Origin of the sequence: Streptomyces canus 299MFChir4.1, from assembly GCF_000383615.1 — a bacterium.
Classification (GTDB): domain Bacteria; phylum Actinomycetota; class Actinomycetes; order Streptomycetales; family Streptomycetaceae; genus Streptomyces; species Streptomyces canus_C.
Genome location: NZ_KB911593.1, coordinates 87,306 through 107,682 on the forward strand (window position 1 = coordinate 87,306; position 20,377 = coordinate 107,682).

A 20,377-nucleotide genomic window follows, 5' to 3' on the forward strand; every position below is an offset into this window, starting at 1 on the left:
CCACCGAACTCCGACAACCGCCGAGACCCGCCGCACCACCGAACTCCGACGACCGCCGCCGAGGCCGTTCAGCTCTCCTTGACGCCCCGGTGCAGGGCCACGATCCCGCCCGTCAGGTTCCGCCAGGCCACCTTCGACCAGCCCGCCTTCTGGAGGCGCTCCGCCAGGGCCGGCTGGTTCGGCCAGGCGCGGATGGACTCGGCGAGGTAGACGTACGCGTCGGGGTTGGAGGAGACCGCGCGGGCGACCGGCGGCAGGGCCCGCATCAGGTACTCGGTGTAGACCGTGCGGAACGGCGCCCAGGTCGGGTGGGAGAACTCGCAGATCACGACCCGGCCGCCGGGCCTGGTCACCCGGTACATCTCGCGCAGCGCGGAGTCGGTGTCCTGGACGTTGCGCAGCCCGAAGGAGATGGTGACGGCGTCGAAGGTGTCGTCCTTGAAGGGCAGCCTCGTCGCGTCGCCCGCGGTGAACGGCAGCCAGGTGTGCTTGCGCTTGCCGACCTGGAGCATGCCGAGCGAGAAGTCGCAGGGCACGACGTAGGCGCCGGTGCGGGCGAAGGGCAGCGACGAGGTGGCCGTACCCGCCGCCAGGTCCAGGATCTTCTGGGCGGGGCGGGCGTCGACGGCCCTGGCGACCTCCTTGCGCCACACCCGGTCCTGGCCGAGCGACAGCACGTCGTTCGTCAGGTCGTACCGTTCCGCCACGTCGTCGAACATCGAGGCGACTTCGTGCGGCTGCTTGTTCAGGGAAGCGCGGGTCACGTTCCCCATTCTTGCAGGCCGCCCTCACGAAGAGCCCCGACGCCCTCCCGGAAGAAGCTGCGGCTTCTTCTTCCCGGCCACGTCCTCCACCCATCCGCACAGCAGCACGAACCCCGCGATCAGGATCCAGCCGACGCCGAACATGAACCACTGGCTCTCCAGCGGCAGCCACTTCTCGAACGCGGGCACGTTCCATAGCCGGTCGATCAGCGGCACGGCGAGGATCAGCGCGATCTCGTGCCACAGGTAGATCGTCACCGCGCGGGAGTTGAAGACCGTCACGACCCGGTCGGTGCGCCGGAAGCGGGTCAGCCAGGCGAAGTCGATCCCGAAGTACGACTTGGCCCACATCAGCAGCAGCACGTACCCGGCGGACCAGAAGGCCTGTGCGAGGGGGAGGGCGTCGAGGTCGTACGACTCCGTCTCACCCTGGTGGGTGAAGGCGTACCAGCCGCCGAACCCGATCGCGGCGAGCGAGAGCAGCACGACGGCCGCCGGCTTCAGCCGCTCCAGGACCCCGTCCCGGTGCGCGAAACCGAGGATCCAGCAGAACAGGAAGGTGGCCAGGTCGGTCAGCGCGCTGCCGACGCGGTCGTCCGGCGGCTCCCACAGGAACTGGAAGACCACGATCGGGGCCAGAGAGAGCACCAGGACCGGCACCGGCGACAGGCGGAAGACCCTCAGCAGCACCGGGGACAGCAGGACGAACCACAGGTACGTCCGCAGGTACCAGAGGATCTCCCAGGCCTGCTCACCCCACGCGTTGCCCGGCGGATCGCCGAGCGGCACGACCCAGTAGACGATCTGCCAGCCCGGCATCCAGTCGTGGACCAGCATCGCGAGGACCACGAAGACGCCCCAGAACCAGAACGGGGGCAGCAGGCGGCGCAGTCGGCTCCTGATCACCGTGGCCGCCGGGCGCTCCAGGGACTTCGCCATCAGCGTCCCGGCCAGGCCGAACATGATGCCCATGGAGGGGAAGACCATGCCGGCCCAGGCCCACCCGAACGTGTGATAGGTGACGACGCGGATCAGGGCGACGGCCCGCAGCGTGTCGAAGTAGCGGTCACGGCCCGGGGGCCGAGACGGAGGCTTCTCCTCCTCCGCCTCGGCGTCAGCGGGGGCATCGAGAACCGGTGGCTCCGGCTCCTGCTCCACCACCGGCAACGGGGACGAGGACGGGGACGGGGCGTCCGGCACGCCCTGTCCGTAGTACCCGGGGTCGACGTCATCCTGGGGATACGGCTGCCGCGTGCAGGAGTGCTGTGGATACGACTGCTGCGGATACCCCGAGTACCCGTACTCCTGGTCGTACCCCTGTTGCGGGTGCCCCTGTTGCGGATACCCCTGCTGCTCCCAGCTCATCAGCCGACCCCCGCCGGGGTGCCGACCTCGCCGGTCCGTTTCAGCTTCTGCCAGCGCAGACGGCCGCCGGTGAGCGCCGTGATGCAGGAGTGGATGAGGACGAGGTACATCATCTGGCGGTAGGCCAGCTGCTGGAACGGCATCATCAGCAGATAGCGGTACTTCTCCTTGTCCAGCCTGAAGGCGTACGCCGCGCACACGAGCTGGATGCCGAGGACCGCGAGCCACGCGTACAGCGCCGCCCGGAAGTCGACGAAGATCATCGAGTAGGCGGTGAACACGTCGATCAGCGGGGCGAAGACCGGCGTGACGATCTGGAAGATCACCACCAGCGGCATGCCGACCCGGCCGAAGCGGCCCGAGGGCCCCTTGTCGGTGAGGGACCCGCGGTGCTTCCACAGCGCCTGCATGGTGCCGTACGACCACCGGTAGCGCTGCGACCACAGCTGCTTGAGGGAGCCGGGCGCCTCGGTCCACGCGCGTGCGTGCTCCTGGTAGACGACCCGCCGGCCCGCGCGGTGCATCGCGATGGTGATGTCCGTGTCCTCGGCGAGGGTGTCCTCGCTCATGCCGCCGACCAGGAGCACCGCCTCCCGGCGGAACGCGCCGATCGCGCCCGGGATGGTGGGCATGCAGCGCAGCAGGTCGTACATCCGGCGGTCGAGGTTGAAGCCCATCACGTACTCGATGTGCTGCCAGGCGCCGATGACCGTGTCGCGGTTGCCGACCTTGGCGTTTCCGGCGACCGCGCCGACCTCCGGGTCCGCGAAGGGCTGCACCAGCTGCCGTACGGTGTCCGGCTCGAAGACGGTGTCGCCGTCCATCATCACGACGATGTCGTGGCTGGCGCTGCGCACCCCGTTGTTGAGGGCGGCCGGCTTGCCCGCGTTCTCCTGGCGGATGACACGGACGTTCGTCATGCCCAGGGAGCGGGCCGCCTCGCGGGCGATCTCGGAGGTGCCGTCCGAGGAGCCGTCGTCGACGACGATGACCTCGATCGGATGGGTGCTCCTCGCGAGCGACTCCAGGGTGTTGGCGATGCACTCCTTCTCGTTGTACGCCGGGACGATCACCGTCACCGGCCGGGTGACCGTGGGCCCCCAGCTGAAGCGGCGTTTGTTGCGCAGTCTGTAGTGGCGGCGGGCGAGGATCAGCATCATCCCGAACCGCCCCATCACTGCCACGCCCACGATCACGAGCCCGACCGACAGCGTGGGCACGGTGTACTCGGCGACGGCGACGGCCGCGACGAGCGCCTTGCCCTCGTAGAGGGTCGCGCCGGTGGCCTCGCGGTGCGCGGCCTGGAGACGGTCGGTGCCGTCGGCGTTCGGGCCGTTCGCAGCCCCCTGGGGCTGCTGCCGGCCGGTCTGCCCGCCCGCCGGAGCGCTGTTCGTGTTCTGCGCCTCGATGACTCCGCTGATGGTGGTGAAGGTGTAGCCCTTCGCCCGCATCTTCTCGATGTACTCCGGCAGCGCTTTGATCGTCTGCTCCCGGTCACCGCCGGCGTCGTGCATCAGCACCGAGGCGCCCGAGGTCCCGGACGGGGTGGCCCACTTGACGATCTTCGAGACGCCCGGCTTCTTCCAGTCGTCGCTGTCGGTGTCGACGAAGACGCTGGTGTAGCCCTCCTCGCCGAGCTTCTTGTAGACGGGCCAGCTGTAGTTGTCGATGGCGTCCGTCTCCGAGGAGTACGGCGCCCGGAACAGCGTGGTGGTGATGCCGGCCGCGCCCGCGAGGGCGAGCTGCGTCTGGGTCATCTCGCGCCGGATGCGGGCGTCGCTCTGGTAGGAGAGGTCGACGTGGGTGAAGGTGTGGATGCCCACCTCATTGCCCTGGTCGACCATGTCCTTCACGATCCCCGGGTAGCGCGAGACCATCGAGCCCACCAGGAAGAAGGTCGCCGGGACGTCGTACTTCTCCAGGATCTTCAGGACCTGGGGCGTGTACGTCGGGTTCGGGCCGTCGTCGAAGGTGAGCGCGATCGTCTTGGACGGTACGGAGGTCGTGGTCGCCTGGCCGCCCCGGAAGCTGATGATCGGCCCGCCGCCCAGGATCTTGTCGGGGACCTTGCTGGAGCCGGCGCCGTCGCGCACCCGCTGGTCGCCGCCGACCTCGGCGCGCAGATAGCCGTCGAGCAGCATCACGCTGGTCAGGCCGAGCAGGAGCAGCAGGGCGAGGATGACCCGCGGTTTCTGCAGCGCCGCGGCCTTGCCCGCCGCCCGCTCGATGCGGGTGGGGGCACGCCGGCGGCCGCGGGAGGGCGTCGTCGTGGTCATGTGGTGGGCCGTTCCGGTCAGTTGGAGGCCGCGGAGGCGGTCGCGGTCGGGGCGGCGCTCGGCGGAGCGCCCGTGGCGGTGCCGGTGGGCGGGGCGCCCGTGGGCCTCGACGGCGGGGTGCCGACACCGCCCTGCGGCTGGAGACCGCCGGGGCCGGAGTTCGACGAACCGCCGGGGCCGCCGCCCGCGAAGGGCAGCAGGGTCGTGCTGGAGACGCCGATGCCCATGAAGGCCAGGCCCAGCACGACGGCGTACCCGAGGGACAGGACACCGAGGAGAAGGCCGATGCGGCGCAGCATCCTGGAGCGGCGTCCGGAGTTGTCAACGAACACGGGACCCTCGGCGGACCCGTTACTACCGCGTTTGCGGCGGCGACCGCGCGTGTCCGCACGGTTTTCGGTGGCAGTCTCGAAATGCATTCCCCAGACGCTAAGGAGTCTTTATGTGACCGAGTCGGCCGTTCTTGTGAGACGCATAGGAGAAACGCCATAACCTGTCTTTCTCCTGAGAGACTTCGTGAACACCTGCGCGGGTCGCCATGGAGGCAAGTGCACCGAATGCCCCGTTCATTTCGCCCGATTGGCCTGGTTCACGCAATGCCGCCCGTGGATCTCCTATGGATCGACTGTCGCCTTGAACACCGGCTCCGCATGAGACGTTCTCTTTTTGAATAAGCCTTTGTTTCGAGCCTGAGACGAACATCACGAGAGCGGGTGCATGAACAATGCGGGGTTTCCTGAGGCCGACCGCCGGGCTCACTTGTCTGCTTGCCCTGGCCGCCACGGGGTGTTCCGCGGAGTCCGGGACCGCGCGGGAAGCGACACCGGCAGCGACGCCGTCAGTGACGCAGAAGGCCACCCAGGCAGCCTCGTCCACCACCTCCTACGCCCCGTACGTGAGCGCCACCGATGCCTCGGACAACGACTCCGCGGGCTCGCCCTCGGTGTACAACCTCGCGTTCGTGATCGCCGACGGGAGTGACTGCACACCGTCCTGGAACGGCACGTCCGCCATCGGCGACTCGTCGGTCACCTCCCGGATCGGCGCGCTGAAGGAGAACGGGGGGCAGGTCCGGGTCTCCTTCGGCGGGGCGTCCGGGAAGGAGCTGGCCGAGACCTGCTCCAGTGCGGCGAAGCTTGCGGCGGCTTACGGGAAGGCGCTGGACGCGGCCGGTTCCTCGCTCGCCGACTTCGACATCGAGGGGGACGCGCTGACCGACTCGGACTCGGTGGATCTGCGGTCCGAGGCGATCGCGTCGCTCCAGGAGGAACGGAGCGATCTCGCCGTGTCGTTCACGCTTCCCGTGATGCCGTCCGGGCTCGACGACGACAGCGTGGCGTTGCTGGAGTCCGCGAACAACAAGTCGGTTCAGGTCTCGACGGTCAACATCATGACGATGAACTACGGGGAGTCCTACGACGGGGACATGGGGGCCTACGCGATCACCTCGGCGAAGGCGGCGCAGGCGCAGTTGAAGTCGGTCTTCGGAACGTCCGACTCCACTGCGTGGCGGGCCATGGCGCTCACCTCGATGATCGGGACGAATGACGTGGACGGGGAGACGTTCACGTTGTCCGACGCGGCGCAGGTGCGGGCTTTTGCTGAGGCGAAAGAGGTGGCCTGGGTATCCATGTGGTCCACGTTTCGGGATCAGCAGTGTGAGTCGGGGGACTCCGATGAGGATGACCCGTTGACCAATTGCAGTGGGGTTTCCCAGAGTTCGGGGGCGTTTGGGGAGGCGTTGGCGGGTTGAGTTCCGAGTGCGGGCCTGTGGGGGCTGGTCGCGCCCGCGCGGCGGAGCCGCACATTGATACAGCCCCGCGCCCCCAAAAGCTCTTACCTGCGCCTGTGCAGCAAGCGGCCCCTGATCACCGTGGCCACGCATTCCGGTGCGTCGAAGACCGCGAACGTCGCTTCCGCACCCGGAACCAAGGCGGGCGGTACCGCTTCCGTGGCCCCGTCCTGAATCCTCAGGCCCGACCTGTGGACGGCGTCGATCACGGCGGGGCGCCTCAGCGGACCCACCACCGCCACCGTCCCCCGCGCCAGCAACCGCTGTACGCCCCGTCTCGCGCTCGCGCCCCATCGCGTATCCGTCATGGCGAGGGACGCCAGCGCCTCGCCCGTGAGGGGCTCGGTGCCCAAGTCCTCCCGGGGGTCCGGGTGGTAGGACCGCTCCAGGAGTTCCGGGCCGTGCGGCTCGAGCAGGCCCGGGGTGAGAACTCCCGGCCAGCGGCGGACCCTTGCGGACGGGTGTGCGGCCGCCAGGTCGTCGTACACCTCCACGGCGGCGATCCGCTGCCCCTCGACCAGTACCGCCCCACCGGGCAGCGGTGATCTTCCGCCGCCCGGGACGAGCAGGTCGGCGGTGTGGATCGTCAGCACCGCACGCCTAGTTGGACGCGAGGATCTTCAGCTCGGGGTGTGCCGTGCCGCCCTCGATCGCCGTGGAGGAGATGTGGGACATCACGCGCGCGTCGACCGGGTCGTTAGCGGGGTCGTCGTGGACGACGAGGTGTTCGTACGTCGTGGCGCGCTGGGCCGGGACCCGACCCGCGGTGCGGATCATGTCGATCATTTCCTGGAGGTTGGAGCGGTGCTTGGCGCCGGCCGCCGAGACGACGTTCTCCTCCAGCATGACCGAGCCGAGGTCGTCCGCGCCGTAGTGCAGGGTCAGCTGGCCCGCGTCCTGGCCGGTGGTGAGCCAGGAGCCCTGGATGTGGGCAATGTTGTCCATGAAGAGCCGGGAGATCGCGATCATCCGCAGGTACTCGAAGATCGTGGCCTGTGTGCGGCCCTTCAGGTGGTTGTTCATCGGCTGGTAGAGGTACGGGATGAAGGCCCGGAAGCCGCCCGTGCGGTCCTGTACGTCACGGATCATCCGCAGGTGCTCGATGCGCTCGGCGTTGGTCTCGCCGGTGCCCATGAGCATGGTCGAGGTGGACTCCACGCCCAGGTTGTGCGCCGTCTCCATGATCTCCAGCCAGCGCTCGCCGGACTCCTTGAGCGGCGCGATGGCCTTGCGGGGGCGCTCGGGGAGCATCTCGGCACCGGCGCCCGCGAAGGAGTCGAGGCCGGCCGCGTGGATGCGCTGGATGGCCTCCTCCACGCTCACCTTGGAGATCCGGGCCATGTGCTCGACCTCGGAGGCACCGAGGGAGTGGATGACCAGCTGGGGGAACTCCCGCTTGATCGCCGCGAAGTGCTTCTCGTAGTACTCGACGCCGTAGTCGGGGTGGTGGCCGCCCTGGAACATGATCTGCGTGCCGCCGAGTTCGACGGTCTCCGCGCAGCGGCGCAGGATGTCGTCCAGGTCGCGGGTCCAGCCCTTGTCCTTGGCGGTGGGCGGGGCGTAGAAGGCGCAGAACTTGCACGCCGTGACGCACACGTTGGTGTAGTTGATGTTCCGCTCGATGATGTACGTCGCGATGTGCTCGGTACCCGCGTACCGGCGGCGGCGCACCGCGTCCGCGGCGGAGCCCAGCGCGTGCAGCGGGGCGTCGCGGTAGAGGTCGAGCGCCTCCTCCGGAGTGATGCGCCCACCCTCGGCGGCACGGTCGAGGACGGACTGAAGGTCGGCCTTCTCGGTCACCGGGGCGTGCCTTTCGTCAAGGGTTCTGGCGGTCTGGGCCAGCCTACGCCAGCCCTGTGACAAGCCGTATGTCAGGCCGTGCGCCCTCGCCCTCAGGCCGCGTACGCACCGATCAGCAGCCCCGCGTACGCCCCCGTGATCAGGAACGGCCCGAACGGGATCGCCGTCTTGCGCCCCGCCCTGCCCGCCAGGACCAGGGCACCGCCGTAGAGCGCGCCGAGCAGGAAGCCCGCGAAGGTCCCCAGCAGCACGGTGTCCCAGCCGTACCAGCCCAGGACCGCCCCCGCCCCGAGCGCCAGCTTCACATCGCCGAAGCCCATGCCGCCCGGGTTGACCCGCCACAGCACCCAGTAGCCGGCGCCGAGGGCGAGGGCGCCGAACAGGGCGTGCAGCCAGCTCCCGGTGTGCTCCGGCACGAAGGAGACGACCCCGAGCAGCACGAGCGCGGCGGCCGCGAGGGGGAGGGTGAGCGGGTCGGGCAGTCGTCGTACGCGCAGGTCGACGACGGCGAGCAGCACGCCCACGGGGGCGAGCAGCAGCCAGACGGCGATCTCCGGGCGGGTGCCGGTGGCAGCGGCGAGGGCGGCGCAGAGAAGGGCGGTGACGGCGGAGAGGAGCGGGGTGCCGGGACCGTACGGCTGCCGTGTGCCGCAGTTCCCGCAGCTCGCCCGCCCCAGCCAGCCGACCAGCGGGTGCCCGTCGGGGCAGGTCCCGCGCCACGGTTCCCCGGACGGGACGGAGAAGCGGTAGGCCGCTCGCGGCAGCAGCGCACCAGCCGCCGCGCCCCACAACGCGGCCACGAGGACGAGCAGCTGCGTCACCGCCCGACCTTCGACATCCGTGCCTCGGGGTATCCCTCGGCCTCGCTCTCCGAGGTGTACTTCAGGTCGTCGCCCACCGTGGTGAGGCGCACGGTGTGGGCGGTGGGGTTGCAGCCGGCGTGGTTGTCCTCGGCGCCGACGGCCGTGGTGACGAGTTCCTTGTCGGTGACCTTCTTCAGGGTGAGGACGTCGGTGCAGACCGCGCCGATCGCGTCGGTCTGCTGGAGGCGGCCCAACTCCTCACCGACGCTCGCCTTCTTGACGGTGATCCGGAAGGTCCCCATCGGCAGGCTCCCGCCGAGACCCGTGCCCTGGCCCTCCCAGGTGCCGAGATAGCGGGCGGGGACCACGGTCGGTCCGGCCGGTCCGCTCGACGGCTCGGTCGACAGCGACGGGGACCCGGACGGGGAGACGGGGGAGGACGCCGACGGTGCGGAAGCGGACGGTACGGACGTCGGCGCCGACGTGTACGCGTCGCTGCCGGGCGGGGAACCCGCCGAGTCGTCGTCGCCGCCTCGCCCCGGCAGCAGGTCGAACAGGAACACCGACCCCACGGTCACGGCCGCCAGCGCGCCCGCGACGGCGAGCGCCACGGTGCAACTCAGCCGGCGCCCGCGGCCGTTGTCGCCGGACGTGGACGTGGCCGCCACGGAGACGGAGAGCTTTCCGGGACCGGACCGCGCGCCCGAGGGCACGACAGTCTCGTACGGCACCGCGTCCCTGGGCTCGGGCGCAGAGGGCCCTGAGGTCCCTGCGGTCCCTGCGGTCCCTGCGGTCCCTGAGGGAGCGTCCGCGGGAGCCGGCGGCGTGACCGGATACGCCGGTGGCCCGGCCGCGGCAGCCGGCGGCGCCCCCGCCGACACCACCGGCATCACCGGGGGCGGCCCGAACGCACCCATGGAACCCGGAGAACCCGGAGAACCTGTCGCCCCCGCCGAACCTCCGCCCACGGAAGGACTGCTGAACCCCACCGGCCCCGACGCCTGTTCCCCCGTCCGCTCCCCCGCCGCCTCAAGATTCAGCAGCTGTACGGCACTCCGCCCCACCTGCTCGACCAGCGCCCCCGGCAGCCACCCCGCCGCCACCAGCCGCGCCGCGCCCTGCGGAGCCAGCCGCCGGGCCACCTCGCCCGGAGTCGGCCGCTCCTGCGCCGACTTGTCCAGGCATCTCTCCACGACGTCCCGCAACTCACCGCTCAGCGATCCGAGTTCGGGCTCCTCGTGGACGACCTTGTAGAGGAGGGAGGCCGAGGAGTCACCAGGGAAGGGCGGCGCCCCCGTGGCCGCGTACGCCAGGACCGCGCCCAGGGAGAAGACGTCCGCCGCGCCCGAGACACCCTTGCTCAGGATCTGTTCGGGGGACATGTAGCCGGGTGAACCGATGGAGACACCGGTCGAGGTGAGGGACGCGGTGCCGTCGGTGGCGCGGGCGATGCCGAAGTCGATGAGGAGGGGGCCGTCGACGGTGAGCAGGACGTTGGAGGGCTTCACGTCCCGGTGGACGAGCCCCAGTTCGTGCACGGCGGCGAGCGCCTCGGCCAGCCCCGCGCCCAGGACCCGTACGGAATGCTCGGGCAGCGGGCCGCCGTCCGTGACCGCCGAGGCCAGGGAAGGGCCCGCCGCGTACCCGGTGGCGACCCAGGGCACCGCCGCCTCCGGGTCGGCGTCCAGGACCGGCGCGGTCCAGGCCCCGCCCACTCTGCGCGCCGCGTCCACCTCGCGGCGGAAGCGGGCACGGAACTCCTCGTCGAGCGCGAAGTGCGGGTGCACGATCTTGACCGCGACCGTGCGGCCGCCGGCGCTGCGGCCGAGGTAGACCCGGCCCATGCCGCCGGAGCCGAGCCGGCCGAGCAGCCGGTAGGGCCCCACGGCGGTGGGCTCGTCGACGCCGAGCGGCTGCATCCTGCCTCCCCCGTAAGTCCCCCGTAAAGGTACGGATGCAGGTTACGGCTGAAGCAGTTCCACCTTCACGTCCGCGGGGAAACCCGTTGTGGGCCCGACCCGGCGCGCGAACTCCGCGACGGCCGCCAGCTGCGGGGCCCCGAAGCGGAAGTCCAGCGTCGTGAAGTACTTCTCCAGGACCTTCTCGTCGAAGGCCTCCCAGCGGGCCGCCTGTTCGGCGACCTTGGCGACCTCCTCCAGGGAGAGGTTCCGGGAGGCGAGGAAGGCCTCGTGGACCTTGCGGGTGATGACCGGCTCGCGTGCGAGGTAGTCCCGGCGTGCGGCCCACACCGCGAAGACGAACGGCAGCCCGGTCCACTCCTTCCAGAGCGAGCCGAGGTCATGGACCTGAAGGCCGAAGCGCGGGCCGTCGAGGAGGTTCGCCCGCAGCGCCGCGTCCCCGATGAGTACGGCCGCCTCCGCCTCCTGCATCATCAGGCTGAGGTCGGGCGGGCAGGTGTAGTAGTCGGGCCGCACGCCGTAGCGCTCGGCGAGGAGGAGCTGGGCGAGACGGACGGAGGTGCGCGAGGTCGACCCGAGGGCCACCCTGGCGCCGTCCAGCTCGTCCAGCGGGACCTGCGAGACGATGACGCAGGACATGACCGGGCCGTCGCAGCCGACGGCGATGTCGGGGAAGGCGACCAGGTCGTCCGCGTTCTTCAGGAACTCGACGAGGGTGATGGGCGCGATGTCGAGATCTCCCTGCACCAGCTTCTCGCTGAGCTTCTCCGGGGTGTCCTTCGTGAGCTCGAAGTCGAGGAGCGTGCCCGTCCTCGCGAGCCCCCAGTACAGGGGCAGGCAGTTCAGGAACTGGATGTGGCCGACGCGCGGCCGGGTGCGAGAATTGTCCACATCGCGACACTAGACCCCTTGGGGTACGCTTCCGACTTCGGCCCCCCGGTCAACCTCGCCGCGATCTTCAAACATCCGAGTGACGTGATCTTGACCTCTATTGCTTTCGGCTGCCTGCGTGCTAGGCTCGCCGCAAGTTGCAGTTTGGTTTCCCTTGCAGTACAGAGCCTGCGGAGCATGTAACCGCGGGCTCTAGTCGTTTTCAGAAGAATGCAGTTGTGCGGCACTGTTTTCACACTTGCAGGTTCTGGAGCAGGGCAACCCTTTTGGGCCCAAGGAGGGCTTATGGCTACCGGAACCGTGAAGTGGTTCAACGCCGAAAAGGGCTTTGGCTTCATCGCCCAGGAGGGCGGAGGACCCGACGTCTTCGTCCACTACTCCGCGATCAACGCGAGCGGCTTCCGCTCGCTGGAGGAGAACCAGCAGGTCTCCTTCGACGTGACCCAGGGCCCCAAGGGCCCGCAGGCGGAGAACGTCACCCCCGTCTGAGCGATCCCGTCTCATAGGCGCTCCAGCCTCTGATCCGGACCTGAATGCAGCACCCAAGGAGCCCCGCGCCGCACGGCAGCGGGGCTCCTGCCTTTATGTGTGCTGCATGACCAGCACGAAGGTCGTGCCGGGCGCGAGTGCCTCGTACGAGTGGGCGATGTCCCCGCGGTAGGTCATGTAGTCACCGGGACCCAGCTCGGCCTCCTCCCCCGCCGGTCCGGCCGTCACTCTCCCGGAACTCACGATCAGATGCTCCACGGTCCCCGGAATGTGCGGCTCCGATGTACGTACCGCGCCCGGTTCGGCCCGTAGGTGGTAAATGTCCCGGCGCGCCCCGGGCGGGCTGGCCGAGAGCAGGGTGGCCGCGAAGTCGGCCCGTTCCGAGGCCACGGTCGGGCCCTGCCCCGCCCTGACCACCCGCAGCGAGGACACCGGCGGCTCCACGAGCGTGCTGAACGGCACCCCCAGCGCCACCCCGAGTGCCCACAGCGTCTCAACGCTCGGGTTGCCGCCCGCCGCCTCCAACTGGGACAGCGTGGACTTGGCGATTCCGGCGCGCTTGGCCAACTCGGAGAGGGAGAGGCCGACGCGAGTGCGTTCACGGCGGAGCGCGGCGGCGATCCAGTCCAGAGGGCGTTCGGGCATTCTGTTCGCTCCATCGGTACGATCGTTCGCCTTGACGAACAAGACGCCTGGCGTCCAGTGTAGTGAACATGCGTACGGCAGAGCGAACAGTCTTGGTCCGTGACAGTGCGCTCGTGTGGCTCGCGAGCGGGGTGGTGGGGGTCTCCTTCGGCGCGATCGCCGTCACCGGCGGCCTGCCGGTGTGGGTGCCGGTGGTGATGTCCCTGGTCGTGTACGCGGGCTCCGCCCAGTTCAGCGCGATCGGCGTCCTGCTGGCCGGGGGCGGTCCGGTCGCCGCGGCGGCCACCGGTCTGCTGCTCAACACCCGTACGGCGGCCTTCAGCCTCGCCGTCGCGGACATCCTCGGCCGGGGCCGGCTCGCCCGGTTCCTCGGCGCCCATCTGGTCACCGACGAGACGGTGGCCTTCGCTCTCGCCCAGCCGGATCCGGCGCGGCGCCGGGCGGCCTTCTGGATCTCCGGAGTCGGCCTGTTCGCCGTGTGGAACCTCGGCGTCCTGGCCGGGGCCCTCGCCGGGGGCGCACTGGGCGACACCGGCACCTACGGCCTGGACGCGGCCTTTCCCGCCGTGCTCGTCGCGCTGGTGCTGCCCACGCTGCGCGCCTCCCCCGCGATCCGGCGGTCCGCGCTGCTCGGCGCCGGACTGGCGCTGGCCGTGACACCGGCGGTCCCGGCCGGTGTGCCGGTGCTGGTGGCGTTGGCCGGGCTGGTCCTCCACGGCAACAGGAGGACGGCGTGAACGCGACGGTCGCCATGATCCTGGCGATGGCGGTCGGGACGTACGCCTTCCGGCTGGTCGGGCCGGTGCTGCACGGGCGGGTGGAACTGCCGGAGCGGCTCCAGGAGTTGCTGTCGGCGGGCGCGATCGTCCTGCTGGTGGCGCTGCTGGCGACGGGCGCGCTGACGGAGGGGGGCGGTTTCGCGGGGTGGGCCCGCCCGGCCGGGGTGCTGGCGGGGGCGGTGCTGGCCTGGCGGAGGGCGCCGTTCGTGGTCGTGGTGCTGGGGGCGGCGGCCACAACTGCCCTACTGCGGGCGGCCGGTGTCACATGAGTGTCAGTGGGGGCCGCTAGGGTCCCCGGCCATGACCGACACCGACTTCGTGACCGCCACCCGCACCTTCTACGACACCGTCGCCGAGGACTACGCCGAGCAGTTCCGGGACGGTCTCGCCGACGCGCCACTGGACCGAGCGGCGCTCGCCGGGTTCGCCGAACTCGTGGGCACCGAGGGAACGGTGGCGGACCTGGGGTGTGGGCCCGGGCGCGTCACGGGACACCTCGCCGCCCTCGGCCTGTCCGTCTTCGGCCTCGACCTGTCGGAGTCGATGCTGGCCATCGCCCGCCGGGAGAACCCGGGGCTGCGGTTCGAGCGGGGCTCGATGCTGGAGCTGGATCTTCCCGACGGGGCGCTCGCCGGCGCCGTGTCCTGGTACTCCTCCATCCACACCCCTGTGGACGAACTCCCGCGCCTGTTCGCCGAGTTCCACCGCGTGCTGGCCCCGGGCGGGCACCTCCTCGTGGCCTTCCAGGCCGGTGACAAGGACCGGCATCACGACCGGCCGTGGGGGCGGCCGGTCGCGCTGACCTTCCTGAGGCGGCGGCCGGAGCAGATCGTCGGGCTGCTCCGCGCGGCCGGATTCTCGCTCGTCTCGCAGACGGTGCGCGAACCCGGCCCCGAAGAGGTGTCGCAGCAGGCGTTCCTGATCGCCCGCCGTCCCTAGAGCACCCCGGCGATGTCCCGCCCCGCGACATACCCGAAGGTCATCGCGGGCCCGATCGTCGAGCCCGCGCCCGCGTAACTGTGGCCCATGACGGCCGCGCTGGCGTTCCCGGCGGCGTACAGGCCGGGGACGACGGAGCCGTCGGGCCGCAGGACGCGGGCGCGGGCGTCGGTCACCAGGCCGCCCTTGGTGCCCAGGTCCCCCGGGACGAGCCGGAAGGCGTAGTACGGGGGCAGCCAGAGCGGGGCCAGGCAGGAGTTCGGGAGCACGGACGGGTCCGTGTAGTAGTGGTCGTAGGCGCTGTCACCGCGTCCGAAGTCCGTGTCGTCGCCCTTCAGGGCAAGGGAGTTGAAGCGGTCGACGGTGGTCCGCAGGGCGGCGGCCGGGACGCCGATGGACGTGGCGAGGGCGTCGAAGGTCCAGGCCTTGCGGGCGGCGCCGGAGCCGTACCAGTCGGCGGGGAGGACGAAGGTGGGCGCGATGTCCCTGAAGAGGTACCGGTTGCGGTAGTTCTGGTCGACGATCAGCCAGGCCGGGATGTCGGGGTCGGTGGGGTTGCGGTCGTACATGGTGTGGACGACATCGCTGTAGGGGGCGGCCTCGTTGACGAACCGCCGCCCGGCCGCGTTGACGACGAGGCCGCCGGGGAGGGTGCGTTCGGCGAGGCAGAAGTACGGCTCGCCGGGGAGCGGGATGGCCGGTCCCCACCAGGCGTCGTCCATGAGCGCGACATCGGCGCCCAGGCGCTGCCCGGCCCGGATGCCGTCCCCCGTGTTCTCCTTGGCGCCCACGGTCCACTCCGTGCCGATGGGCTGCCGCTGGTACTGGGCCCGCATCGCCGCGTTGTGCTCGAAGCCGCCGGACCCGACGATCACACCCCGGCGGGCACGGTAGAGGCCGCCCGGGGTCACCGCGCCGGCGACGGTGCCGTTCTCGACGTAGAGCTCGGTGAGGGGGGTGTTGAGACGGACGGGCACGTTCGCGTCCAGGAGCCCCTTCCGCAGCCCGGCCGCCAGCGACTGTCCCATGGTGAGCGGCGTCTGCCCGAGCAGGGCCGCCTTCGTGCCCCGTGCCAGGCATTCGGCGGCGACGGCGGCGCCCTTGAGGCTCACGGCGGACAGGGCGAGCCACTTGTAGTCGGCGCTGAACACGACCAGTCCGGCGGGGACGTCGAGGTACGGCGGGTTCAGGTGGGCCAGCTCGGCGCCGAGGAGCTTGCCGTCGAACTGGTCGGGCTCGATGGAGCGGCCGTTCGGCAGGCCGCCCGGGAGCTCGGGGTAGTAGTCGCTGTACCCCTCCATCCAGCGGAAGCGCAGCGGGCTGTTGGCCAGGACGAAGGAGATCATCGCGGGGCCGTGCGTGAGAAAGGCCCGCTGCCGGGCCGCGGGGACGTCCGGTCCCACGACGGCGGCGAGGTAGGCGGCCGCCTTGGCGGGGGTGTCCGGGACACCGGCGGCGAGGAGGACGGGGTTGTTGGGGATCCAGATCCCGGCCCCGGACCGGGCCGCGGACCCTCCGAACGTGGGCGCCTTCTCCAGCACCACGGTGCTGAGCCCCTGCTTCGCGGCGGTGAGCGCGGCGGTCATGCCGGCAGCGCCGGAACCGATGACGACGACGTCGTACGTGCCCAGAGGCGGCAGGTCGGCGGCGCTCGCGCCCTGGTGCACCCCGGCGGTGACGGCCGCCCCGGCACCGGCGGCCAGCAGGTGTCTTCGGGTCACGCTCATGGTCGGGTCCCCCCTGCGGTGGTATGGACGAAGAGGTCCGGAACGTCGCGCGGGGCTCTTGAGAAGTCAAGGGGCGTGCAGGACGGCGAGGGTGTCCCGCCGAGCGGGGGTACAGGCCCTCAGCTCAGAATCCGGGAGCGGGGAGGAAGCCGGGCCACCACAGTGGTACGCCGCTGGGGCATTCGTACGTGGCGCCACCCCAGAAGAAGGAGACAGCACACCAGCACAGAGCGGGGAGCACCACCGTGAGGGCGAGTGCGTGGAGGAGGGCTTGTCTCCCCAGGAGAACTCCCACCATCACCCAACCAAGGGTCAGAAGGCCCCAGAGGGACGGGATAAAAAGGACGATGATGAACGTACCGTTCGCTGCGCCGTTGACGCCGGCGTCGCAGGCGCTCAGCGCTCTACCGAGGAGCATGGCGGTGAGCGCCGCGAGAGCAAGCCCCATCACCGTTCCGAAACATCCGTGAAGCCGCCGCTCAGGCATGGATCTCCTCATCACTGCCGCTTTCGCACATCCTCCCGACCAGGTCGACGACGAAGGCTGCCCGCCCCGGATGAAGACCGTCACCATTCCTTTCCCCGCATCCCACCGCTCACGCTGTGCCCGAAGCCCCCGGACGAAGCGTGGCTGTGGAGCCAATCGTCGGCGTCATCACCCGAGCCCGATCTCGGCCCACACCGTCTTGCCGACGTCCCGCTCCGTGACGCCCCAGGTGTCGGCGAGGAGGGTGACGAGGATCAGGCCGCGGCCGTGTTCACCGTCCTCCTCATGGGCGAACCGGAGTTGACGGTCTCCGCGGGCGTCACTCACCTCGATACGGAGCGTGTTCTCCGGCAGCAGGAGGAGACGCAGCTCGAAGTCCCTTCCGGGTACGCGGCCGTGAGTCACCGCGTTGGCGGCCAGTTCGGCGACGAGGTGCTGCGCGGTGTCGTTCACCTCGCTGTCATGGGGGCACCCCCACGCCTCCAGCTGCGTGGCGGTGAGCCTGCGAGCCAGGCGGGCGCCTCGCGGGGTGGCGCTCAGACGCTGGGTCAGTTCGTCGGTGGGGGTGGAGATTTCGGCGTTCACGTGACTGAGCGTGCTGGGTTGTCCCTACGCTGACCAGGTGCGACTCGGCGACGCTGAGTAGCTGTACGGGTGCGGTCGGTTCGGTGTACGCGTTGTCGGGTGGGAGGGGTGAGGCGCGTGGGTGAGCGGAGGCCGGAGACACCTGCGGAGGCGGACGGTACGGCGGGGCTGTTCGTCGCGCTGGGCAAGATGGTGAGGCTACTGCGGGAGCGGAAGGGGCTGACGCAGAAGGAGTTCGGGGAGCTGGTGGGGTACGGCCCTGACGCGGTCTCGGCCATGGAGCGGGGCGTTCGGACTCTACGGCCGGAGGTCCTGCTGAAGGCGGACGAACTGCTCGATGCCGGGGGCCTGTTGAAGGAGGTCGTCCCCGAGGTCGAGGAGGCGATGGCGAAGGCTCGGACCCGGCATCCGGAGTGGTACCGGAGTTATGCGGGGTTGGAGGCGGAGGCGGTCGAGCTGCATTTCTACGCCAACCACGGGGTGCCGGGCCTCCTCCAGACCGAAGACTACGCGCGGGCCGTGTTCGCCAAACGGCGACCGTTCCTGGACGAGGAGACGATCGAGAAGCGGGTCGCGGACCGCCTCTCCCGACAGCAGGTCTTCGGGCGTTGGCCCGTCCCGATCGTGAGCTACGTCCTCGAAGAGATCGTGCTGGACCGGCCGATCGGCGGACGGCGAGTGCACGCGGACCAGCTGCGGCGGCTGTTGCAGGTCGGCCGGATGCAGAACGTCGAGATCCAGGTGATGCCGTCCACACTGGAGGAACACCCCAATATGGACGGCGCGTTCAACCTGCTGACTCCCAAGGGGCACAACCAGGTGGCGTACACGGAGGTCCAGGGGTACCCCCGCTTGATCACCGAGTCGGAAGAGGTCCGGAAGATCACCGATCGCTATGGGATCATGCGAGCGATGGCACTCTCCCCTTCGGAGTCCCGGAAGTTGATCGAGCAGAAGCTGGAGGAGCTATGAACATCGAGCAGCTCACTTGGTTCAAGTCCAGCTACAGCGGTGGCGAGGGCGGCGAGTGCCTGGAAGTCGCCGTCACCCCCGAAACCGTTCACCTCCGCGACTCCAAGCACCCGCATCCGACCGGCCCGCACCTCACCCTCTCCCCCACCGCCTGGTCGGCCTTCCTGCGTGGCGCTCAGCGCTCGTAGAGCCCTTCGATCTCCCCCGCGAAGTCCCGCATGACCGCCTCCCGGCGCAGCTTCATCGACGGGGTCAGGTGGCCGGCCACCTCGGTGAAATCGGTCGGCAGGACGGTGAAGCGGCGGATGGACTCGGGGCGCGAGACCATCTTGTTCGCCTCGTCCACCGCGCGCTGCAGGACCTGCCTCAACTCCTCGTCATCGACGAGGAGTTCCGCGGGCACGGGGTGCTTGCCGTTCATCTGGCGCCAGTGGTTGACGCCGTCCATGTCGAGGCTGATCAGGGCCGAGATGTAGGGGCGGCGGTCACCGAGCACCATGCACTGCGAGATCAGGGGGTGGGAGCGCAGCCAGTTCTCCAGCGGGGCCGGGGCGACGTTCTTGCCGCCGGCCGTGATCAGGATCTCCTTCTTGCGGCCCGTGATCGTCAGATAGCCCTCGTCGTCCAGCTGTCCGATGTCACCGGTCGGGAACCAGCCGTCGGCGGAGGCGGGGGCCACCCCTTCGCCGTACGGGTCCCAGTAGCCGCGGAACACCTGACCGCCGTTGAGCAGGATCTCGCCGTCCGCAGCGATCCGGATCCGGGTGCCGGGGATGGGCCAGCCCACCGTGCCCAGGCGGGGCTTGAGGGGTGGGGTGCAGGTCGCGGCCCCGGTCGACTCGGTCAGGCCGTAGCCCTCGTAGATCTCCATGCCCGCGCCCGCGTAGAACGCGGCGAGGCGGCGGCCGAGCGGGGAGCCGCCGGAGATGATGTGCCGGATGCGACCGCCCATGGCGTTGCGGATACGGCGGAAGACGAGCGGGTCGTAGAAGGTGCGGGCCGTCTTCAGGGCCGCGCCCGGGCCGGAGCCGGTACCGGCGTGGCGGGACTCCATCGCCTCGCCGTAGCGCACGGCGACGTTGGTCGCGCGGTCGAAGACGGTGACCCGGCCGCCGCTCTCCGCCTTGGCGCGGGCGTTGTTGAAGACCTTCTCCAGCATGTACGGGATCACCAGGAGGAAGGTCGGTCTGAAGCTGGCCAGGTCGGCGAGGAGGTCCTCGGCCTGGAGGCTCGGCGCGTGGCCGAGGCGGACGCGGGCGCGGACGCAGGCGATGGCGACCATGCGTCCGAAGACGTGCGAGATGGGCAGGAAGAGCAGGGTCGCCAGGTCCGCCTCGTCCGACTTCGACTTGAAGACGGGGTAGAGGAGTTCGATCGCGTTGTCGATCTCGGCGAGGAAGTTGCCGTGGCTGAGCACACAGCCCTTGGGGCGGCCGGTGGTGCCGGAGGTGTAGACGACGGTGGCGACCGTGGCCGGGCCCAGCATGCCCCGCCGGACCCCGATCTCCTGCTCGGGGACGGCCTGGCCGAGCTCTCCCAGGCGCTCCACATGCCCCTTCTCCATGATCCACATGTGGCGCAGGTCGGGCAGGCGGCTGAGTTCCGGACCGAGGGCGGCGGACTGGGCGGCCGTCTCCGTCACCAGGGCGACGGCACCGGAGTCCTGGAGGATGAACCGGGTCTGGAAGACGGAGGACGTGGGATAGATGGGGACCGTCACCAGGCCCGCGGCCCAGGCGGCGAAGTCCAGGAGCGTCCACTCGTACGTCGTGCGCGCCATGATCGCGACCCGGTCGCCCGGCATCAGGCCCTCCGAGATCAGGCCCTTGGCCACGGCCAGCACCTCCCCCGCGAACTCCGCGGCCGTGAGGTCGACCCAGCGGCCGTCGTCCGTACGGCGGCTCATCACCCGCTGCTCCGGTGCCGCCTGCGCGTTGTCGAACGGCAGGTCGGCGAGCGAGCCGTGGGTCACCGGCGGGACCAGCGGCGGCACCGACACCTCGCGGACCTCACCGTCCAGCCGCACGATCTCTGGTTCCACGAGCACGGGTGCGCCGTCGTAGTCGTGGCCGGACACGTACGAGAGGGACATGGTCAGCTCCTGGGACGTGCAGCTCGGTACCGCTCCGCTGCATGAGGTACGC

20 protein-coding genes are annotated in these 20,377 nt (G+C 70.2%); 7 read left to right on the forward strand and 13 right to left on the reverse strand.

Features of this window, described 5'->3' with window-relative positions; genetic code table 11:
• Positions 1–68: 68 nt before the first annotated feature.
• From H293_RS0125100 to H293_RS0125115, 4 genes are read right to left on the reverse strand one after another with little or no spacing between them, the layout of a single operon-like run.
• Entirely contained in the window at positions 69–764 is a 696-nt protein-coding gene (locus H293_RS0125100) for a demethylmenaquinone methyltransferase (protein ID WP_028808172.1), read from the reverse strand.
• A 24-nt stretch (positions 765–788) separates the two neighbouring features.
• The gene (locus tag H293_RS0125105) at positions 789–2,129 is read right to left on the reverse strand and encodes an acyltransferase family protein (protein WP_020120599.1); all 1,341 of its coding nucleotides are present in this window, start codon (positions 2,127–2,129) and stop codon (positions 789–791) included.
• Positions 2,129–4,405: a bifunctional polysaccharide deacetylase/glycosyltransferase family 2 protein gene (locus H293_RS0125110; protein WP_020120600.1), complete on the reverse strand. Its 2,277-nt coding sequence runs from the start codon at positions 4,403–4,405 to the stop codon at positions 2,129–2,131. The genes H293_RS0125105 and H293_RS0125110 overlap by 1 nt, the downstream gene beginning before the upstream one ends.
• A 17-nt stretch (positions 4,406–4,422) precedes the next feature.
• A complete protein-coding gene (locus tag H293_RS0125115; protein ID WP_028808173.1) occupies positions 4,423–4,737 on the reverse strand; it encodes a hypothetical protein in 315 nt (104 codons plus the stop codon).
• 392 nt (positions 4,738–5,129) lie between these two features.
• Between H293_RS0125115 and H293_RS0125120 the strand changes: the two genes are divergently transcribed.
• On the forward strand, positions 5,130–6,158 hold the full coding sequence (locus H293_RS0125120) for a chitinase (protein ID WP_020120602.1): 1,029 nt from the start codon (positions 5,130–5,132) through the stop codon (positions 6,156–6,158).
• A gap of 83 nt (positions 6,159–6,241) precedes the next feature.
• On the opposite strand, the gene H293_RS0125125 is transcribed toward H293_RS0125120, so the two are convergent.
• The 5 genes from H293_RS0125125 to H293_RS0125145 all read right to left on the reverse strand — a co-directional run bounded on the left by H293_RS0125125 (position 6,242) and on the right by H293_RS0125145 (position 11,610).
• On the reverse strand, positions 6,242–6,790 hold the full coding sequence (locus H293_RS0125125) for an imidazolonepropionase-like domain-containing protein (protein WP_020120603.1): 549 nt from the start codon (positions 6,788–6,790) through the stop codon (positions 6,242–6,244).
• Positions 6,791–6,797: 7 nt separating this feature from the next.
• Entirely contained in the window at positions 6,798–7,997 is a 1,200-nt protein-coding gene (gene mqnC / locus H293_RS0125130) for a cyclic dehypoxanthinyl futalosine synthase (protein ID WP_020120604.1), read from the reverse strand.
• A 92-nt stretch (positions 7,998–8,089) separates the two neighbouring features.
• Positions 8,090–8,818: a prepilin peptidase gene (locus tag H293_RS0125135; RefSeq protein ID WP_020120605.1), complete on the reverse strand. Its 729-nt coding sequence runs from the start codon at positions 8,816–8,818 to the stop codon at positions 8,090–8,092.
• Positions 8,815–10,719, reverse strand: coding sequence for a serine/threonine-protein kinase (locus H293_RS0125140; RefSeq protein WP_020120606.1), 1,905 nt, complete (start codon positions 10,717–10,719; stop codon positions 8,815–8,817). The genes H293_RS0125135 and H293_RS0125140 overlap by 4 nt, the downstream gene beginning before the upstream one ends.
• 42 nt (positions 10,720–10,761) lie before the next feature.
• Positions 10,762–11,610: a menaquinone biosynthetic enzyme MqnA/MqnD family protein gene (locus H293_RS0125145; RefSeq protein WP_020120607.1), complete on the reverse strand. Its 849-nt coding sequence runs from the start codon at positions 11,608–11,610 to the stop codon at positions 10,762–10,764.
• 285 nt (positions 11,611–11,895) lie between these two features.
• Here H293_RS0125145 and H293_RS0125150 point away from each other — a divergent pair, with 285 nt between their 5' ends.
• Positions 11,896–12,099: a cold-shock protein gene (locus H293_RS0125150; protein ID WP_003992177.1), complete on the forward strand. Its 204-nt coding sequence runs from the start codon at positions 11,896–11,898 to the stop codon at positions 12,097–12,099.
• A 93-nt stretch (positions 12,100–12,192) separates the two neighbouring features.
• Here H293_RS0125150 and H293_RS0125155 read toward each other — a convergent pair whose 3' ends face one another.
• A complete protein-coding gene (locus H293_RS0125155) occupies positions 12,193–12,744 on the reverse strand; it encodes a helix-turn-helix domain-containing protein (RefSeq protein WP_020120608.1) in 552 nt (183 codons plus the stop codon).
• A gap of 68 nt (positions 12,745–12,812) precedes the next feature.
• On the opposite strand from H293_RS0125155, the gene H293_RS0125160 reads away from it, so the two are divergent.
• Genes H293_RS0125160 through H293_RS0125170 form a run of 3 tightly spaced genes read left to right on the forward strand, consistent with a single transcriptional unit; the run spans position 12,813 to position 14,462 of the window.
• Positions 12,813–13,481: an AzlC family ABC transporter permease gene (locus tag H293_RS0125160; RefSeq protein WP_028808174.1), complete on the forward strand. Its 669-nt coding sequence runs from the start codon at positions 12,813–12,815 to the stop codon at positions 13,479–13,481.
• A 14-nt stretch (positions 13,482–13,495) separates the two neighbouring features.
• The gene (locus tag H293_RS0125165; RefSeq protein WP_397895351.1) at positions 13,496–13,792 is read left to right on the forward strand and encodes an AzlD domain-containing protein; all 297 of its coding nucleotides are present in this window, start codon (positions 13,496–13,498) and stop codon (positions 13,790–13,792) included.
• Positions 13,793–13,823: 31 nt separating this feature from the next.
• Complete coding sequence (locus H293_RS0125170; protein ID WP_020120611.1) at positions 13,824–14,462, forward strand: class I SAM-dependent methyltransferase; 639 nt, start codon at positions 13,824–13,826, stop codon at positions 14,460–14,462.
• Here the strand turns inward: H293_RS0125170 and kstD are convergent.
• Positions 14,459–16,189, reverse strand: coding sequence for a 3-oxosteroid 1-dehydrogenase (kstD, locus tag H293_RS0125175; protein ID WP_020120612.1), 1,731 nt, complete (start codon positions 16,187–16,189; stop codon positions 14,459–14,461). The genes H293_RS0125170 and kstD overlap by 4 nt on opposite strands.
• A 655-nt stretch (positions 16,190–16,844) precedes the next feature.
• A complete protein-coding gene (locus H293_RS0125185; RefSeq protein ID WP_020120614.1) occupies positions 16,845–17,261 on the reverse strand; it encodes an ATP-binding protein in 417 nt (138 codons plus the stop codon).
• 117 nt (positions 17,262–17,378) lie between these two features.
• On the opposite strand from H293_RS0125185, the gene H293_RS0125190 reads away from it, so the two are divergent.
• A complete protein-coding gene (locus H293_RS0125190) occupies positions 17,379–18,233 on the forward strand; it encodes a helix-turn-helix domain-containing protein (RefSeq protein ID WP_020120615.1) in 855 nt (284 codons plus the stop codon).
• Positions 18,230–18,421, forward strand: a complete 192-nt coding sequence (locus tag H293_RS0125195) for a DUF397 domain-containing protein (RefSeq protein ID WP_020120616.1) — start codon at positions 18,230–18,232, stop codon at positions 18,419–18,421. Before H293_RS0125190 ends, H293_RS0125195 begins: the two co-directional genes overlap by 4 nt.
• Here H293_RS0125195 and H293_RS0125200 read toward each other — a convergent pair.
• On the reverse strand, positions 18,409–20,325 hold the full coding sequence (locus tag H293_RS0125200; RefSeq protein ID WP_020120617.1) for an AMP-dependent synthetase/ligase: 1,917 nt from the start codon (positions 20,323–20,325) through the stop codon (positions 18,409–18,411). The genes H293_RS0125195 and H293_RS0125200 overlap by 13 nt on opposite strands.
• Positions 20,326–20,377 lie beyond the last annotated feature (52 nt).

Excerpts from the sequence above, each read along its gene's own strand:
- H293_RS0125200 (WP_020120617.1), bottom strand. The coding sequence starts at position 20,325 with ATGTCCCTCTCGTACGTGTCCGGCCACGACTACGACGGCGCACCCGTG.
- H293_RS0125120 (WP_020120602.1), top strand. The coding sequence starts at position 5,130 with ATGCGGGGTTTCCTGAGGCCGACCGCCGGGCTCACTTGTCTGCTTGCC.
- H293_RS0125105 (WP_020120599.1), bottom strand. The coding sequence starts at position 2,129 with ATGAGCTGGGAGCAGCAGGGGTATCCGCAACAGGGGCACCCGCAACAG.
- H293_RS0125155 (WP_020120608.1), bottom strand. The coding sequence starts at position 12,744 with ATGCCCGAACGCCCTCTGGACTGGATCGCCGCCGCGCTCCGCCGTGAA.
- H293_RS0125140 (WP_020120606.1), bottom strand. The coding sequence starts at position 10,719 with ATGCAGCCGCTCGGCGTCGACGAGCCCACCGCCGTGGGGCCCTACCGG.
- H293_RS0125195 (WP_020120616.1), top strand. The coding sequence starts at position 18,230 with ATGAACATCGAGCAGCTCACTTGGTTCAAGTCCAGCTACAGCGGTGGC.
- H293_RS0125165 (WP_397895351.1), top strand. The coding sequence starts at position 13,496 with ATGATCCTGGCGATGGCGGTCGGGACGTACGCCTTCCGGCTGGTCGGG.
- kstD (WP_020120612.1), bottom strand. The coding sequence starts at position 16,189 with ATGAGCGTGACCCGAAGACACCTGCTGGCCGCCGGTGCCGGGGCGGCC.
- H293_RS0125160 (WP_028808174.1), top strand. The coding sequence starts at position 12,813 with ATGCGTACGGCAGAGCGAACAGTCTTGGTCCGTGACAGTGCGCTCGTG.
- H293_RS0125150 (WP_003992177.1), top strand. The coding sequence starts at position 11,896 with ATGGCTACCGGAACCGTGAAGTGGTTCAACGCCGAAAAGGGCTTTGGC.
- H293_RS0125170 (WP_020120611.1), top strand. The coding sequence starts at position 13,824 with ATGACCGACACCGACTTCGTGACCGCCACCCGCACCTTCTACGACACC.
- H293_RS0125110 (WP_020120600.1), bottom strand. The coding sequence starts at position 4,405 with ATGACCACGACGACGCCCTCCCGCGGCCGCCGGCGTGCCCCCACCCGC.